Genomic DNA, 14470 nt, shown 5'->3' with positions numbered 1-14470 from the left:
GTCCGGCACCTCCCGCCGTGTCGGGGGTCGGGGTTAGCCTGGACCGAGGAGGTACCGATGACGACAGATCCGCACTCGCCCCGCATCCCGTCCGCATCCGACAATCCCGGCCCCCACCCGTGGCGCCGCTACGTCGCCCTGGGCGACTCGTTCACCGAGGGGATCGGCGACCCGCTCCCCGACGGCGACCATCGCGGTTGGGCCGACCGCGTCGCGGCCGTGCTGGCCTCGCAGGTCGACGACTTCGCCTACGCCAACCTCGCCGTGCGCGGCAAGCTCATCGCGCAGATCGTCGCCGACCAGATCGAGCCGGCCCTCGCCCTCAAGCCCGATCTCATCACCTTCTCGGCCGGCGGCAACGACATCATCCGCCCCGGAACCGATCCCGACGCCGTCTCGCGCCAGTTCGAAGACGCCGTCAGGCGCCTGCGCCGCGACGGCGCCACCGTCGTGGTGTTCACGGCGATCGACACCGAATTCACGCCCGTGTTCCGCGGCATCCGGGGCAAGGTCGCGATCTACAACGAGAACATCCGCGCGATCGCCGACGCCCACGACTGCGTCGTCGCCGACCAGTGGGGGCTCAAGGGGGTGCAGGACATGCGTTTCTTCGACGACGACCGCCTGCACTACAACGCGCTCGGCCATCACGAGGTGGCGCGCATGGTGCTGCGGGCGCTCAACGTTCCCAACGATCTGCAGCCGATGCAGCCCGAGACGCTTCCGGTGCGCACGTGGCGCGCCGCGCGCGAGCGCGACCTGGTCTGGGCGCGGTCGTACCTCATGCCGTGGGTCCTGCGGCGCCTGCGGCACCAGTCGTCGGGCGACGACGTGCACGCCAAGCGTCCGGAGCCGCTGCCCGTCGTGACCCTCGCGCCGGGTCCGGATGCCGCGGGCCCACGCGGGACGCAGGTGTGAGCGGCGTGGGCCACGACGACCTGCCCGATGCCGTCACCGCGCTGCTGGACGCCGCCGACGCCGACGTGCTGCTGCGCGATGCCGAGTCACTGGCCGCGGGACTCGTCGAGGCCGGCTGGACACCCGAGGTCGAGAGCGGGCGCTTCGGCGCCGACGGCTGGGACGTGCTGTCTTCGGCCCGGGCGCCCCATGTCTCGGTGTTCCTCGACGGCGAGGTGAGCCGGGTGAGGGGCGCCGCGCTCGCGGTCGCGTCGGCGATGAGGGCCGTGCCGCACCGCTGGGTGTTCGACTCCGAGGGGCCGGACTGGTCGACGTGGTCGGTCGACGACGAGCGATGGGACGCCGAGTCCATCGACGCGCTGAAGTGGACGGGAGCCGACGTCGTCGTCACCCTCTTCACCGCGGGCGAGACGCCGGCGGGTCGGGACACGCTCCCCGCCCACCTGCACCTCGCGATCGAACGCACCGACACTCCGTCGGACGGCCTGCCGCGCGATGACGACCGCGCGCGGCGCGTGCTGCGCGAGGGCTCCGTCATCGATCGCTGGTACCTCACGGGCGAGGATGACCTCCCCGACGACGTGCTCACGGCCCTCGAAGCCGACCCCGACCCGCGCGTGCGCGCCGCGGCCGAGTCGGAGCGGTGGATCCGCGATCGCTCGCTCGGCGAGCAGCCGCCGGAGCTCTGACCCTTCTGGGCGCCCCGGCGCCGCGGCGGCTCCCGGCGATGTCCGAGCCCCTCGCTAGCCTTCAGGCATGACCTTCGTGAACGCCGGCACGCTCGGCACCGAACCCGGCCGACGCGATGAGCTCGTCGGCATCCTGACTCGTCGCAACGACGCGCTGCGCGAGCTGGGCTGCGAGCTGTACGAGGTGGGCACGACCGACGACGAGCCCGACACCGTGTTCGTCGTCGAAATGTGGCGCGACCCCGAGGCGCATAAGGCCTCGCTGCGGCATCCCGACGTCGTCGCCGCGATCGCCGAGGCCCGGCCCCTGTTGAACGGGGAGTTCGGCGGCTTCCGGTTCGAGGTCTCGGGGTCGCCTCTGCGCGACTAGCGCCGCCCGCGCCCCAGTTCCCACAGCGCGACGGCGCTCGCCGCGGCGACGTTGAGGGAGTCCACTCCCCCGGCCATCGGGATCGTCACGACAGTGTCGGCCGCGGCGAGAGCGGTACGACTCAGACCGTCGCCCTCGGCGCCGAGCAGCAGCGCGACGCGTTCGTGTCCCGCGGCCGAGAAGGCGTCGAGGCTGACGGCGTCGTCAGAGAGCGCGAGGGCGGCGAGGTGGAGCCCCGCGTCGTGCAGCAGCGGGGTCGCTTCCGACCACTCGGGCAGGCGGGTCCACGGCACCTGGAACACCGTGCCCATGCTCACGCGCACGCTGCGTCGGTACAGCGGATCGGCGCACCGCGGCGTCACCAGCACGGCATCCGCGCCCAGGGCCGCCGCCGAGCGGAACGCGGCACCGATGTTGGTGTGGTCGACGATGTCCTCGAGCACGACGACGAGCCGCGCATCCCGGACCACGTCAGCGACGGATGCCGGCATCGGGCGGTGCATGGATGCCAGCAACCCCCGGTGCACGGCGTACCCCGTGATCTGCTCGGCGGTCTCGGACGTGACGACGTACACCTCGGCATCCTCACCGACGAGGGCGAGGGCGTCGGCGAGGAACTTCTGCTGTACCAGGACCGAGCGGGGGCGGTGCCCGGCGCGGAGGGCCCGGTCGAGCACCTTCGACGACTCGGCGATGTACAGCCCTCCCGCGGGCTCCGATACCCGGCGCAGCGACACGTCGGTGAGATCGCGGTAGTCGGCGAGTCGGGGGTCGTCGGCGGAGTCGAGCGGGATGACGGGCATCGTCCCATCGTGCCAGCCGCGTGCCGCGCGCTGCGCCCACGCCCACGCCCGATCCCACGTCCACGCCCAGTCCGCCCACGTCCAGGCCGTATCCGCCCCCCACGTCTACGCCCAGGCCCACGCCGCGCCCACGCCCACGCTTGCGCCCAAGCCCACGCTCCGCACCCACGCTTACGCCCAGACCGCGCCCCGTGCGCCCCGGGAGCACGTCGAGTGTCCGGAACACGCCGCATCCGGGCCCGCTGGCACGGCGCGTCTTGGACACTCATCAGCTTCGGCGCCGCGCGTCACTCCCGCAGTCCGCACCGGCGTTCGTGCCCGGGTCTACGCCCGCGCCTGCGCCCACGCCCACACCCACGCCCAGGCCCAGGCCCAGGCCCAGGCCCAGGACTAGGCCGCGCCCATGCCCGGGCTCGCGCCTCGCCGGCGCCCCGTGAGGGCCGGAGCACGTCGAGTGTCCAACACACGCCGCGTCCCTGCCCGCTGGCACGGCGCGTCTTGGACACTCAACGGCTTCAGAGTGAGCGTGAGGGCCGGGACCGAGCCGGTCGCGAGTCGGAGCCGGGCCGGGCCGGGCGCGAGCCGGCGCGAGGCGCGAGCCGGCACGAGGCGCGAGCCGGGGCCGGGCGCGGGGCGGCGCGAGCCGGGGCCGGGCGCCGGGCGGCGCGAGCCGGGACCGGGCACCAGGCGCCGCGCGCCTTCACGCCACGTGCAGCACCCGCCCGCCGCCGACGACCAGCATCCGCTCGGGCAGGCGCACCAGCGCGTCGAGGGGGTTCTCGGCATCGAGCAGCACGATGTCGGCGCGGGCACCCTCGATGAGGTCGTGGGTCTCCCGGCCGACCGACCAGGCCGCGTCGGTCGTGGCGAGCTGCACGACGCGCAGCAGATCGTCGTCGCGCACGAGGCCCGCCGCGCGGGCGTACTGCCAGGCGATCCCGAGGGTGTCGCCGGTGCCGTAGGGGCTCCACAGATCACGGATGCCGTCGGTGCCGAACGCGAAGCGCACCCCGGCCTCGTCGAGCTCGGCGAGCGGCAGCTGCGGCAGGCGGAGCGGGGCGACCGTGGTCATGGTGACACCGACCTCGGCCATCGCGGCGAGCAGGTCGCGGCGGCGCGCGGGCTCGATCTGCGCGACGGCGAACCCGTGGGCGATGTTCACCCGCCCCTGCAGCCCGAGCCGGGCGGCACGGTCGACGAGCAGTTCGATCTGGAAGGCGCCGAGGTCGGCGGGGTCGTGCAGGTGGATGTCGATGCCGACGCCGGTGTCGGCGGCGAGCGCGGTGATCGCGTCGATCTGCCCGACGGGGTCGCGGTCGATGGTCGCCGGGTCGAGTCCGCCGATCCCCTCCACGCCGGGTCGGGCGGCGGCCGCGCGCAGCAGGTCGAGGACTCCGGGGCGGCGCAGGACCCCGTCTTGAGGGAAAGCGATGATCCGCACGTCGAGCGCGCCTTCGTACGCCGCGGCCGCTTCTTCCACGGCCTCGATTCCGCGCAGGCCGACTCCGCTGTCGACGTCGACGTGGGTGCGGATCGCGGTGGTGCCGTGGCGGACGAATTCGCGCAGCACGTGGGCGGAGCACTCGAGCGACGGGATGCCGAGGCGGTCGCGCTCGGAGCGTTCGTGGCGGATGCGCGCCTCGGTGGACGCCTCGCCGCCGTAGGACTGCCAGGGAAGCCCCCACCACGACTTGTCGACGTGCGCGTGCGCGTTCACGATGCCGGGGAGGGCGAGGAGACCGCGTCCGTCGAACTCCCGCACGCCGATGGGGGCCGTGCCCGCCGGGGTGATGCCGGTGATCTTCCCGTCGGCCATCGCGATGTCGACGAGGTCACCGCCCCAGGGCCGGACGCGCCGGAGCGAGGTGATGTCGAGCATGGCCGGAGGGGGAAGGGGGGTCATGGTCCCAGTATCCCCAGCGCCTCGGCCCCGTCGGCGGCGCCGCGCGCGGCGACCGCCCGCGCGCCCCGTTGGCCGGGGCTGTGCGACGATCACCGTATGGATCTGCAGAGCTTTCTCGCCGACGTGTGGTCGTACGGTGTCCTCGGCCTCATCGGCCTGATCGTTCTCGCCGTCGTGCTCGCCGTCATCTTCGGACCGGCCCTGCTGCAGGCGCGGATCGCGCGCACGGAGCCGAAGAAGCCCTACCCCTGGCAGCGGCGCAAGTAGGGGCCTCCCGCGCCGGCCGCCTGCGCCGCCGCCCGCGCGCGTCCGGTGTCGGTGCCCGTCCTAGACTCGGTACGACGGAGGTGCGCATGACCGACACGACGGAGGATGCCGAGTTCCTGGCATCCATCGATCGAGCCGTCGAGGTGCTCGCGGGCCGCCGCATCGCGGTGTTGACCGGTGCCGGCGTGTCGACGGACTCGGGGATTCCCGACTACCGCGGCAAGGGGGCTCCGACGCGGACGCCCATGACGGCGCAACAGTTCCTCTCGAACGCCGAGGCGCGACGCCGGTACTGGGTGGGCAGTCACCTGGGCTGGAAGGTCTTCGCCGCCGCCGAACCCAACGACGGGCACCGTGCGCTCGCCGACCTCGAACGCGCGGGAGTGGCGAACGGCGTCGTGACGCAGAACGTCGACGGACTGCACGTGCGCGCGGGCAGTGGACGCGTCGTCGAACTGCACGGCACGATGCGCCGGGTCGGCTGCCTGCACTGCGGTCAGGTGTTCGACCGTCGCGACCTCGCCGAGCGCGTCGAAGCCGACAACCCGTGGATCAGCCTGCCCGAGAACGTGGAGCTCGGCCCCGACGGCGACGTCACCCCCGCCTCGGCCGACGGGTTCGTGGTGCCGGTGTGCTCGGTGTGCGGTGGCACACTCAAGCCCGACGTGGTGTTCTTCGGCGAGTACATCCCGGTCGAGAGGTTCCGCGAGGCGGAGCAGCTCGTGCACACCAGCGGGGCCCTGGTGATCGCCGGCTCGTCGCTGGTGGTCAACTCCGGCATCCGTCTGGTCGAGCGGGCGCGACGCAAGCGCCTGCCGGTCGTGATCGTGAACCGCGGCGAGACCCGCGCCGACCAGCGCGCCGCGGTGAAGATCGACGGGAGCACCACCCACGTGCTGCGCGCACTCGCCGAGCGGCTGCCCGCGCTGCTCTGACACCTGTCAGCCGAACCGACGTTCGCGGGTCGAGATGACCTGCGGCGGGCGCTGCGGGCCGCGATGCCCGGTCCGTCGCGCGGTGGAGCGTGACGGGCGGAGGATCTGGGACGAGCGGAGGACCGCAATCCGCCCCGGCATCCTCCCCTCCCCCCCCCCCCCCCCCCCCCCCCCCCCCCCCCCCCCCCCCCCCCCCCCCCCCCCCCGCGTCCTCCGCTCCGCACCACCTCGCGCGACCCACCCGCACCACCCGCGCGAGCCGCGAGCCGCGCGAGCTGTGCAACCTATCGCCCGGAGGGCCGGACCGGCGGATGCCGCGCTCGGTTAGGCTCGAACGGTGACGATACTGACCCTCGTGCGACACGGTGAGACCGACTGGAACTCCGGGGGCCGCATCCAGGGCTCGACCGACATCGCCCTGAACGACACCGGTCGCGCTCAGGCGCGCGAGCTCGCCGAGCGTCTCGCCGCCGAGTACGCCGGGCGCGACGCGGTGGTGGTCTCGAGCGACCTGTCCCGCGCGGCCGAGACCGCCGACGTCATCGCCGCAGCACTCGGCACCACCGTGGCGCTGCGACTCCCCGGCCTGCAGGAGCGGTCGTACGGAGACGCCGAGGGGATGGACGCCCCGTCGTTCGCCCGGGCCTATGGCGCGTGGCACGCGGCCGAGGTCCCCGGCGCCGAGACCTGGCCGGTGGTGCGCGAGCGCGCGCTCGCCGCGCTCGCCGAGGCCCTGGCCGCCGCTCCCGAGGGTGCCGACGTCATCGCCGTCGCGCACGGCGCGCTCATCCGCGAAGTGATCCTCTACGCCACCGACGGCGCGTTCCCCCGCGAGGGCGAGCGACTGCCGAACTGCTCGGCGACGACGTTCCGCCTCGACGGCGACTCGTGGGAGATGCTGGCGTACGCCGGCGTCGCGAGCTGAGACGTCCGGGCCGGGGTCGCTGAGACCGGGCTCCCCGCCTCAGCGCCTCGCGCGCTGCACGAGCGATCGTGCGTGCCGCAGGATCGGCTCGTCGATCATGCGCCCCTCGAACCGGAACACCCCGCGCTCGCCCTCGGCGGCCGCGAGCACGGCGTGCGCCCACTCCACCTGCTCCGGGCGGGGGGCGTAGGCCTCGCGGATCGCCGCGACCTGCCCCGGGTGGATGCACGCGGTGGCCGCGAACCCGGATGCCGCGGCATCCCGCGCCTCGACCGAGAGACCCTCGAGGTCGGCGATGTCGACGTGCACGGCGTCGATCGCCCGCTTGCCGAACGCTCCCGCGGCGAGAAGCACCCGGGCGCGCGCGAGGCGGGCGACGTCGCGATACCGGCCGCCGTCCCCGCGGCTGGAGGTACCGCCGAGGCTGGCGACGAGGTCTTCCGCGCCCCACATCAACGCCACCACCTGCGCGCATGCGGCGAGCTGTTCGGCCGCGACGACGCCGCGCGCGGTCTCGCAGAGGGCGATGACCTCGTACGACACCAGCGGATCGAGGGATGCCGGGTCCTCGGCCTTGGCGACCATCACCGTGCGCACGCGGGTCTGCGCCAGCGCGGCGAGGTCGAGCGCGAAGTCGGCGGTCACGGGGGCGTTCACCCGCACCACGACCCGGTCGGGATCGGGATCGGCGGCGATCAGCGCCTCGCGGGCGGCGGCCTTGGCATCCGGGGCCACGGCGTCTTCGAGGTCGAGGATCGCGGCATCCGCGCGCTCGAGGGCTTTGGCGAGCCGCTCGGGCCGGTCTCCGGGAACGAAGAGCAGCGCCGGGCCGAGCTCGAACGACCCGCTCACGCAACGCTCCCCTGCCGTGACGCAGCGAGCAGCGCGGGGCCGAACTCGGACGATCCGCTCACGCAAGAGCCCCCTGCTGGGACACAGCGAGCAGCGCCGGGCCCGCTCACGCCCGCCCCTCCTGCGCCCACACCAGCACGGTCCGCGTCGCCGTGACGACCACCTCGTCGTTCTGCGATCGACCGGTGTGCGCCATCACCACGATCCCCTTGCCGGGACGCGAGCTCGACGCGCGCACCGACACGATCTCGGTTTCGGCGCCGAGGGTATCGCCGACGAACAGCGGGGCGGGAAAGCTCACGTCGGTCAGCCCCAGCTGGGCGACGAGAGTGCCCTGCGTCAACTGCGCGACCGACAGCCCCACGAGTGTCGACAGCGTCCACATCGAGTTCACGAGCGGCCGGCCGAAGGGCTGGGTCGCCGCGTAGGCGGCATCCAGATGCAGGGCCTGCGTGTTCATCGTGAGGGTGGTGAACAGCACGTTGTCGGCGTCGGTGACGGTGCGACCGGGGCGGTGCGCGTACCTCTCGCCGACGACGAACTCCTCCAGATACAGGCCGCGCTGCTCGATCATGCCGCCACGGTACCGGTGAGGCCCAGCGCGCGCGAGATCACCATGAGCTGCACCTCGGTCGTGCCCTCGCCGATCTCGAGGATCTTCGAGTCGCGGTAGTGCCGGGCGACGGCGTACTCGTTGATGAACCCGTTGCCGCCGAACACCTGCGTCGCATCGCGCGCGTTCGCCATCGCCGCATCGCTCGCGGTCATCTTGGCGACCGCGGCATCGACCGAGAACGGCTTTCCGGCGTCGCACAGCCGCGCCGCGTGCACCCAGGCCAGCCGGGCGGTGTGCACGCGGGCGTGCATGCGCGCGAGCAGGAACTGCATGCTCTGACGCGTCGACAGCGTCTCACCGAACACGGTGCGGGTGCGGGCGTAGTCGACCGCCGCTTCGAGGCAGCCCTCGGCGGCTCCGGTCGCGAGGGCGGCGATCGCCACGCGACCCTCGTCGAGCGTGCGGAGGAAGTTCTTGAACCCCTGTCCGCGCTCGCCCAGCAGGTGGGCCGCGGGCACGCGCACGCCGTCGAAGTGCAGCGGGTGGGTGTCGGAGGCGTTCCAGCCGACCTTGTCGTAGGCCGGGCCCACGGTGAAGCCGGGGGTGCCGTTCGGCACGATGATCGTCGAGATCTCGGGGCGATCGCCCGTGCGACCGGTCACCGCGGTGACGGTCACGAACCGGGTGATGTCGGTGCCCGAGTTGGTGATGAACTGCTTCGACCCGTCGATCACCCACTCGTCGCCCTCGAGTCGGGCGGTGGTGCGGGTGGCGCCGGCGTCGCTTCCCGCTTCGGCTTCGGTCAACCCGAAGCCGGCGAGCGCGCGACCGGCGACGAGGTCGGGGAGGTACTCGGCCTTCTGCGCCTCGGTGCCGTAGCGGTAGATCGGCATGGCGCCGAGCCCCACTCCCGCTTCGAGGGTGATCGCCATCGACTGGTCGACGCGCGCGATCGCCTCGATCGCGACGCACAGGCTCGCGTAGTCGCCGCCCTGCCCGCCGACCTCCTCGGGGAACGGCAGTCCGAACAGGCCGAGCTCGCCCATTTGCGCGACCAGGTCGAGGGGCAGTTCGTGCGCACGGTCGGCCTCGTACGAGCGGGGCGCGATCACCTCGTCGGCGAACTCGCGCACCATGGCGCTGAGGTCGCGCTCGTCGTCGGTGAAGGCCTGTTGGCTGTCGATGCTCACGGGAGGGTCTCCTTGTGGGAAGCGGGGATGGGGGAAGCGGGGAGAGAGGATGCCAGGGTGGTGGCCAAATCGCGGGGTTTCGCGGGTGCGGCGTCTGGGTCTGCGTCTGCGTCGTTTTCGGCGTCGGCGTCGGCGTCGGCGTGCGCATCCTCCGCGATGCGCGCCTCCTCCGCCGCACTCGCCGCATCGGCGACAGAGGTTGTGCGCATCGCCGAGGTTGTGCGCGAGGATTCGCGCCCCGCGGGGGCGTCGATGGGCTCAGCAACCTGATCAGCTCCGGTCGGTGAGCCGGTCGACGCCTCTCCCGCGGGGGCAGCCGGCGTCACGGTCGCGACCACCGCATCGCGGGCGACCTGGGCGCCCGCGGACGTGCGCAGCCGCACGGTGCCGGCGTGGGGAGCGGTCACTGTGTGCTCCATCTTCATCGCCTCGATGGTGACGAGCCGGTCCCCCGCCGCGACCGCGTCGCCGTCGGCGGTGTGCACGGCGACGACAGTGCCCGGAAGCGGGGCGACGAGGTCGGGGTCGATCGTTCCCGGCGCCCGGCCCGCGGCCGTCCGGCGCCGTTCGGCGGCCGCCCGCCGCGAGACGACGCGCAGCCGGTGCGCCCCGCCGTCGGCGTGCACCCAGTACTCGGTGGGCCCACCGGTCACGACGGCGGCCTGAACCGGGCCGGGAGCCAGATCGTGCGCGCGCTCCAGGTCGTCGCCGAGGTGGATGACCCCGGGCGCGACGTCGTGCACGCGACCGGCGTCGTCCTCGAGGTGGATGATCCGCGGGGCGGCCGCTCCCCCGGCACGCCACGGTCCGACGCGGCGCCAGACGGAGCCGAGGGTCGGGGTGCCGGCATCCGGGCCCTGTTCATTCGCGACGCGGTCGGCGACCGCGGCGAGCGCGGCGGTCGAGGGATGGGGAGCCTCGGGCGTTCCGCGCCGATCCAGCAGCCCGGTATCGAGCTCACCGGCCCGCACCGCGGGATCGGCCAGCAGCGCCCGCAGGTCGGCGATGTTCGTGTCGACGCCCAGCACGACGGTGTCGGCGAGGGCGGCGTCGAGGCGGGCGAGCGCGGTGGCGCGGTCGGGGCCGTGCGCGATGACCTTCGCGATCATGGGGTCGTAGAGCGCGCTGATGACTGATCCGGTCTCGACCGCGCTGTCGACGCGCGCGTCTCCCGCGTGCCAGTCGGTCACGGTGCCGGTGGCGGGAAGGTATCCGCGAGAAGGCGTCTCGGCATAGACCCGGGCTTCGATCGCGTGCCCGTCGAGGCGCACCTCGGGCAGATCGAGCGCGAACCCCGCCGCGACCCGCAGCTGCTGCTCGACGAGGTCGATGCCGGTGACGAGCTCGGTGACGGGGTGCTCGACCTGCAGGCGCGTGTTCATCTCGATGAAGAAGGGCTCGTCGAGCCGGTCACCCGAGACGAGGAACTCCACGGTGCCCGCGCCGAGGTATCCGACGCTGCGGGCAGCGGCCACGGCTGCCTCGCCCAGACGTCGGCGGGTCTCGGCGTCGACGACCGGCGACGGCGCCTCCTCGATGACCTTCTGGTGCCGGCGCTGCAGGGTGCACTCGCGTTCGCCGAGCGACAGCGTCGTGCCGTGCCGGTCGGCGAGCACCTGCACTTCGATGTGCCGGGGGCGCTCGAGGAGGCGTTCGAGGAGCAGGGTGTCGTCGCCGAAGGCCGATGCCGCCACCCGGCGGGCCGTGGCGAGGGCGTCGACGAGGTCGTCGGGGCGGGTGGCCACCGTCATCCCCTTGCCTCCCCCGCCGGCGGAGGGCTTCACCAGCAGGGGGTACCCGGCATGATCGGCTTCGACGGCGATCTCGGCGTCGGTGAGCCCGGTCGCCGAGAACCCCGGCACGGTCGGCACTCCGTGGGCGGCGACGTGCTCCTTCGCGCGGATCTTGTCGCCCATGACCTCGAGCGCCTCGACGCCCGGGCCGACGAAGACGACCCCGGCCGCGGCGCACGCACGAGCGAAACCGGCGTTCTCGCTGAGGAAGCCGTAGCCCGGGTGCACGGCCTCCGCACCGTCGGCGACGGCGGCGGCGACCACCGCGTCGACGTCGAGATACGAGGGCACGCGCACGGCGTGGTCCGCCTCGCGGACGTGGGGGGCGTCGGCATCCGCGTCGGTGTACACGGCGACGGAGCGGATGCCGAGACGCCGGAGCGTGCGGAACACCCGGCGTGCGATCTCTCCCCGGTTGGCGACGAGCACGGAGGAGAACGGGCGCGGGTCGGAGTCGGGGATCGTGGGCACGGGGATCACATCCGGAAGAGGCCGAAGCCCCGGTCGGCCAGCGGCACCCGGCTGACGACGTCGAGCGCGAGCCCGAGCATCGTGCGGGTGTCGGCGGGGTCGATCACGCCGTCGTCCCAGAGGCGGGCGGTGGCGTAATACGGGCTGCCCTGTTCGTCGTAGCGCTCGCGGATCGGCTTCTGGAACGCCTGGTCGTCGGCATCCGTCCACTCCTCGCCGCGGGCGGTGCGCTGATCGCGCGTGACGGTCGAGAGCACGGATGCCGCTTGCGCGCCGCCCATGACCGAGATGCGGCTCGCGGGCCAGGTCCACAGGAACCGCGGATCGTACGCGCGCCCGCACATCGCGTAGTTGCCCGCGCCGTACGAGCCACCCACGAGCACGGTGAGCTTGGGCACTCGGGTGGTGGCGACGGCGGTGACCATCTTGGCGCCGTCTTTGGCGATGCCGCCGGCCTCGGCATCGCGGCCCACCATGAACCCGGTGATGTTCTGCAGGAACAGCAGGGGGATGCCGCGCTGGTCGGCGAGCTCGATGAAGTGCGCGGCTTTCAGCGCGGATTCGCTGAACAGCACCCCGTCGTTCGCGATGATGCCGACCGGGTGGCCGTGCAGGCGCGCGAAGGCGGTGATGACGGTCTCGCCGTAGAGCGCCTTGAACTCGTGCAGGGAGCCCGCGTCGACGAGGGTGTCGATGATCGCGCGCATGTCGACGGGGTGCGACACGTCGACGGGGACGAGGTCGTACAGATCTTCCGCCGGGCGTCGGGGGGCGACCGCGGGCAGCACCTCCCACACCGGCGCGGGAGTCGGCGGCAGGGTGGCGATGATGTCGCGCACGATCTCGAGCGCGTGCGCGTCGTCATCGGCGAGGTGGTCGACCACTCCGGAGCGGCGCGCGTGCAGCTCTCCCCCGCCGAGCTGCTCGGCGGTGACGTCTTCACCGATGGCGGCCTTCACCAGGGGCGGTCCGCCGAGGAACACCGTGCCCTGGTTGCGCACGATCACGCTCTCGTCGCTCATCGCGGGCACGTACGCGCCTCCCGCCGTGCACGAACCCAGCACGGCGGCGATCTGCGGGATGCCGAGGGCCGAGAGCTGCGCCTGATTGCGGAAGATGCGACCGAAGTGCTCGCGATCGGGGAAGACCTCGTCCTGCATCGGCAGGAACGCGCCGCCGGAGTCCACGAGGGCGATGCAGGGCAGACGATTGTCGCGCGCGATCTCCTGGGCGCGCAGGTGCTTTTTGACCGTGAGGGGGAAGTAAGCGCCGCCCTTCACGGTGGCGTCGTTGGCCAGCACCATCACGTGGCGCCCGTGCACGAGACCGATCCCCGCCACCATGCCCGCCCCGGGAGCGCCGCCGTCGTAGAGCCCGTGGGCGGCCAGAGGCGCGACCTCGAGGAAGGGGCTGCCCTCGTCGAGCAGGCGGTCGATGCGGTCCCGGGCGAGGAGCTTGCCCCGCGCGGTGTGGCGTTCGCGGGCGGCATCCGATCCCCCGCGCGCGGCCCGGGCGAGGGTGTCGCGGAGCTCGGCCGCCAAGGAGCGCTGCGTGGGCGCGGCGTCGCTCGCCGCCTCGGGCGAGGGTGAATCGATAACCGGTGCTGTGCTCATGGCGGCTCCGTCTCGACGCCGCGTCGTCGACGGCATCGTCGCTCCCGTTGGGGGGTCGTTCCCCCGGGGATAGGTTTCAGTTAATGTTGGCTAACTGAGATTTCAGGCTAGCCCGACGGGATGCCGATGACAAGAGCGAACGGTAAGCCGTCGGCCGACGCCGGTGAAGCGCGCGACGAGCGCTCGGCCGACGCCGGCGAAGCGCGCCCGGGCACCGCGCGCGACCGCGCCAAGGCCGATCGCCGAGCGGCGCTGCTCGCGGCCGCCGCCCGTCTCTTCGCCGAGCGCGGCTTCGACGGCGTGACCCTCGAAGACATCGGCGCCGCCGTCGGGGTCAGCGGCCCCGCGGTGTACCGCCACGTCTCCGGCAAGCAGGCGCTGCTCGGCGCGATCCTCGTCGACGTCAGCGAGCGGCTCCTCCACGGCGGGCGTGCCGTCACCGCGGCGGTGTCGGACCCCGCGACCCCGAGCACAACCGCGGAGACCCCTCACGACACATCGGGCGACGGCTCCCTCGACCGGCGTGTCGCCGAGGATCCCCGCAGCCGTGAACGCTCGGCATCCGGGGACTCCCCGTCCGAGCGGAATCCGGGCGCACCGCTGCTGCGCGCCCTCGTCGACTCCCACGTCGCGTTCGCGCTCGCCGAGGCCGACGTGATCCGCGTGCAGGACCGCGACCTCGACCGCCTCTCGCCGGCCGACCGCCGTACGGTCCGCGACCTGCAGAACGCGTACGTCTCGGTGTGGACCGCGGCTCTCGCCGCCGCGGACCCGGATGCCGAGACCCCCGCCGAACGCCGCGTCCGCGCCCTGGCCTGCTTCGGTCTGATCAACTCGACCCCGCACAGCGTGCGCGGGGTGGCGGCCGCTCGCGTGCGCCCCACGCTGACGCGCATGGCCCTCGCGGCGTTGACGGCCTGACGCGCCCTCGCGGCGTTGGCGATCTGGCGCGCCCTCGCGCGGTGCCGCGCGTCGCCCCGCGCCTCGTCACCCGCCCGCCGTCTCCACCCTGTTGAGTGTCCAAGACACGCCGCACGCCGGAGCCCTCACGCGGCATGTCCTGGACACTCAACCTGTGTCACGACGCCACTCGGCGTCGAACCCTGCGCCGCCGGCCCGCGTCACTCGACCCGCCACACGACGCCGCACGGCGTCGAACCCGCCTCATTCGCCCCGCCCCCTGTC

General features: G+C 73.3%; 14 protein-coding genes. 7 read left to right on the top strand and 7 right to left on the bottom strand.

Annotation, left to right across the window (positions count from 1 at the left end; genetic code table 11):
- Nucleotides 1-57: 57 nt before the first annotated feature.
- The 3 genes from ASF96_RS13810 to ASF96_RS13800 all read left to right on the top strand — a co-directional run bounded on the left by ASF96_RS13810 (nucleotide 58) and on the right by ASF96_RS13800 (nucleotide 1977).
- Nucleotides 58-918 carry an SGNH/GDSL hydrolase family protein gene (locus ASF96_RS13810; protein ID WP_055940134.1) on the top strand — a complete coding sequence of 287 codons (861 nt, stop codon included), beginning with the start codon at nucleotides 58-60 and terminating at the stop codon, nucleotides 916-918.
- Nucleotides 919-923: 5 nt separating this feature from the next.
- On the top strand, nucleotides 924-1607 hold the full coding sequence (locus ASF96_RS13805; protein ID WP_235560617.1) for a hypothetical protein: 684 nt from the start codon (nucleotides 924-926) through the stop codon (nucleotides 1605-1607).
- 67 nt (nucleotides 1608-1674) lie between these two features.
- Nucleotides 1675-1977 (top strand): putative quinol monooxygenase, encoded by a 303-nt coding sequence (locus ASF96_RS13800; RefSeq protein WP_055940130.1) that lies wholly within the window; start codon nucleotides 1675-1677, stop codon nucleotides 1975-1977.
- Here the strand turns inward: ASF96_RS13800 and ASF96_RS13795 are convergent.
- The gene (locus tag ASF96_RS13795; protein ID WP_055837580.1) at nucleotides 1974-2780 is read right to left on the bottom strand and encodes a TrmH family RNA methyltransferase; all 807 of its coding nucleotides are present in this window, start codon (nucleotides 2778-2780) and stop codon (nucleotides 1974-1976) included. The two genes, ASF96_RS13800 and ASF96_RS13795, sit on opposite strands and share 4 nt — an antisense overlap.
- Nucleotides 2781-3480: 700 nt before the next feature.
- Nucleotides 3481-4683, bottom strand: coding sequence for an amidohydrolase family protein (locus ASF96_RS13790; RefSeq protein ID WP_055940128.1), 1203 nt, complete (start codon nucleotides 4681-4683; stop codon nucleotides 3481-3483).
- Nucleotides 4684-4779: 96 nt separating this feature from the next.
- Between ASF96_RS13790 and ASF96_RS17025 the strand changes: the two genes are divergently transcribed.
- The 3 genes from ASF96_RS17025 (at nucleotide 4780) to ASF96_RS13780 (ending at nucleotide 6810) form a co-directional block, all read left to right on the top strand.
- A complete protein-coding gene (locus tag ASF96_RS17025; RefSeq protein ID WP_156458872.1) occupies nucleotides 4780-4950 on the top strand; it encodes a hypothetical protein in 171 nt (56 codons plus the stop codon).
- Nucleotides 4951-5036: 86 nt separating this feature from the next.
- The gene (locus ASF96_RS13785) at nucleotides 5037-5885 is read left to right on the top strand and encodes a Sir2 family NAD-dependent protein deacetylase (RefSeq protein ID WP_055837586.1); all 849 of its coding nucleotides are present in this window, start codon (nucleotides 5037-5039) and stop codon (nucleotides 5883-5885) included.
- 337 nt (nucleotides 5886-6222) lie between these two features.
- Nucleotides 6223-6810, top strand: coding sequence for a histidine phosphatase family protein (locus ASF96_RS13780; protein WP_055940126.1), 588 nt, complete (start codon nucleotides 6223-6225; stop codon nucleotides 6808-6810).
- 39 nt (nucleotides 6811-6849) lie between these two features.
- Here ASF96_RS13780 and ASF96_RS13775 read toward each other — a convergent pair whose 3' ends face one another.
- From ASF96_RS13775 to ASF96_RS13755, 5 genes are all read right to left on the bottom strand, one after another.
- Nucleotides 6850-7662, bottom strand: a complete 813-nt coding sequence (locus ASF96_RS13775) for an HpcH/HpaI aldolase/citrate lyase family protein (RefSeq protein WP_055940125.1) — start codon at nucleotides 7660-7662, stop codon at nucleotides 6850-6852.
- A 106-nt stretch (nucleotides 7663-7768) separates the two neighbouring features.
- A complete protein-coding gene (locus ASF96_RS13770) occupies nucleotides 7769-8236 on the bottom strand; it encodes a MaoC family dehydratase (protein WP_055940123.1) in 468 nt (155 codons plus the stop codon).
- Nucleotides 8233-9408, bottom strand: coding sequence for an acyl-CoA dehydrogenase family protein (locus tag ASF96_RS13765; protein WP_082509705.1), 1176 nt, complete (start codon nucleotides 9406-9408; stop codon nucleotides 8233-8235). The genes ASF96_RS13770 and ASF96_RS13765 overlap by 4 nt, the downstream gene beginning before the upstream one ends.
- Nucleotides 9405-11672, bottom strand: a complete 2268-nt coding sequence (locus tag ASF96_RS13760) for an acetyl/propionyl/methylcrotonyl-CoA carboxylase subunit alpha (protein ID WP_235560616.1) — start codon at nucleotides 11670-11672, stop codon at nucleotides 9405-9407. The genes ASF96_RS13765 and ASF96_RS13760 overlap by 4 nt, the downstream gene beginning before the upstream one ends.
- 5 nt (nucleotides 11673-11677) lie before the next feature.
- On the bottom strand, nucleotides 11678-13285 hold the full coding sequence (locus tag ASF96_RS13755) for a carboxyl transferase domain-containing protein (RefSeq protein ID WP_082509703.1): 1608 nt from the start codon (nucleotides 13283-13285) through the stop codon (nucleotides 11678-11680).
- Between the two features lie 120 nt (nucleotides 13286-13405).
- On the opposite strand from ASF96_RS13755, the gene ASF96_RS13750 reads away from it, so the two are divergent.
- Nucleotides 13406-14206 (top strand): TetR/AcrR family transcriptional regulator, encoded by an 801-nt coding sequence (locus ASF96_RS13750; protein WP_235560615.1) that lies wholly within the window; start codon nucleotides 13406-13408, stop codon nucleotides 14204-14206.
- The last annotated feature ends 264 nt before the right edge of the window (nucleotides 14207-14470 follow it).

Origin of the sequence: Microbacterium sp. Leaf179 (genome assembly GCF_001423785.1) — a bacterium.
Taxonomy (GTDB): Bacteria; Actinomycetota; Actinomycetes; order Actinomycetales; family Microbacteriaceae; genus Microbacterium.
Note: the sequence above shows the minus strand (reverse complement) of the source record. Positions and strands in the feature narration are given on the sequence as shown.

What these genes read in the sequence shown, in the direction of transcription:
- ASF96_RS13810 (WP_055940134.1), top strand. Translation starts at nt 58, where the DNA reads ATGACGACAGATCCGCACTCGCCCCGCATCCCGTCCGCATCCGACAAT.
- ASF96_RS13800 (WP_055940130.1), top strand. Translation starts at nt 1,675, where the DNA reads ATGACCTTCGTGAACGCCGGCACGCTCGGCACCGAACCCGGCCGACGC.
- ASF96_RS13795 (WP_055837580.1), bottom strand. Translation starts at nt 2,780, where the DNA reads ATGCCCGTCATCCCGCTCGACTCCGCCGACGACCCCCGACTCGCCGAC.
- ASF96_RS13790 (WP_055940128.1), bottom strand. Translation starts at nt 4,683, where the DNA reads ATGACCCCCCTTCCCCCTCCGGCCATGCTCGACATCACCTCGCTCCGG.
- ASF96_RS17025 (WP_156458872.1), top strand. Translation starts at nt 4,780, where the DNA reads ATGGATCTGCAGAGCTTTCTCGCCGACGTGTGGTCGTACGGTGTCCTC.
- ASF96_RS13785 (WP_055837586.1), top strand. Translation starts at nt 5,037, where the DNA reads ATGACCGACACGACGGAGGATGCCGAGTTCCTGGCATCCATCGATCGA.
- ASF96_RS13770 (WP_055940123.1), bottom strand. Translation starts at nt 8,236, where the DNA reads ATGATCGAGCAGCGCGGCCTGTATCTGGAGGAGTTCGTCGTCGGCGAG.
- ASF96_RS13755 (WP_082509703.1), bottom strand. Translation starts at nt 13,285, where the DNA reads ATGAGCACAGCACCGGTTATCGATTCACCCTCGCCCGAGGCGGCGAGC.
- ASF96_RS13750 (WP_235560615.1), top strand. Translation starts at nt 13,406, where the DNA reads ATGCCGATGACAAGAGCGAACGGTAAGCCGTCGGCCGACGCCGGTGAA.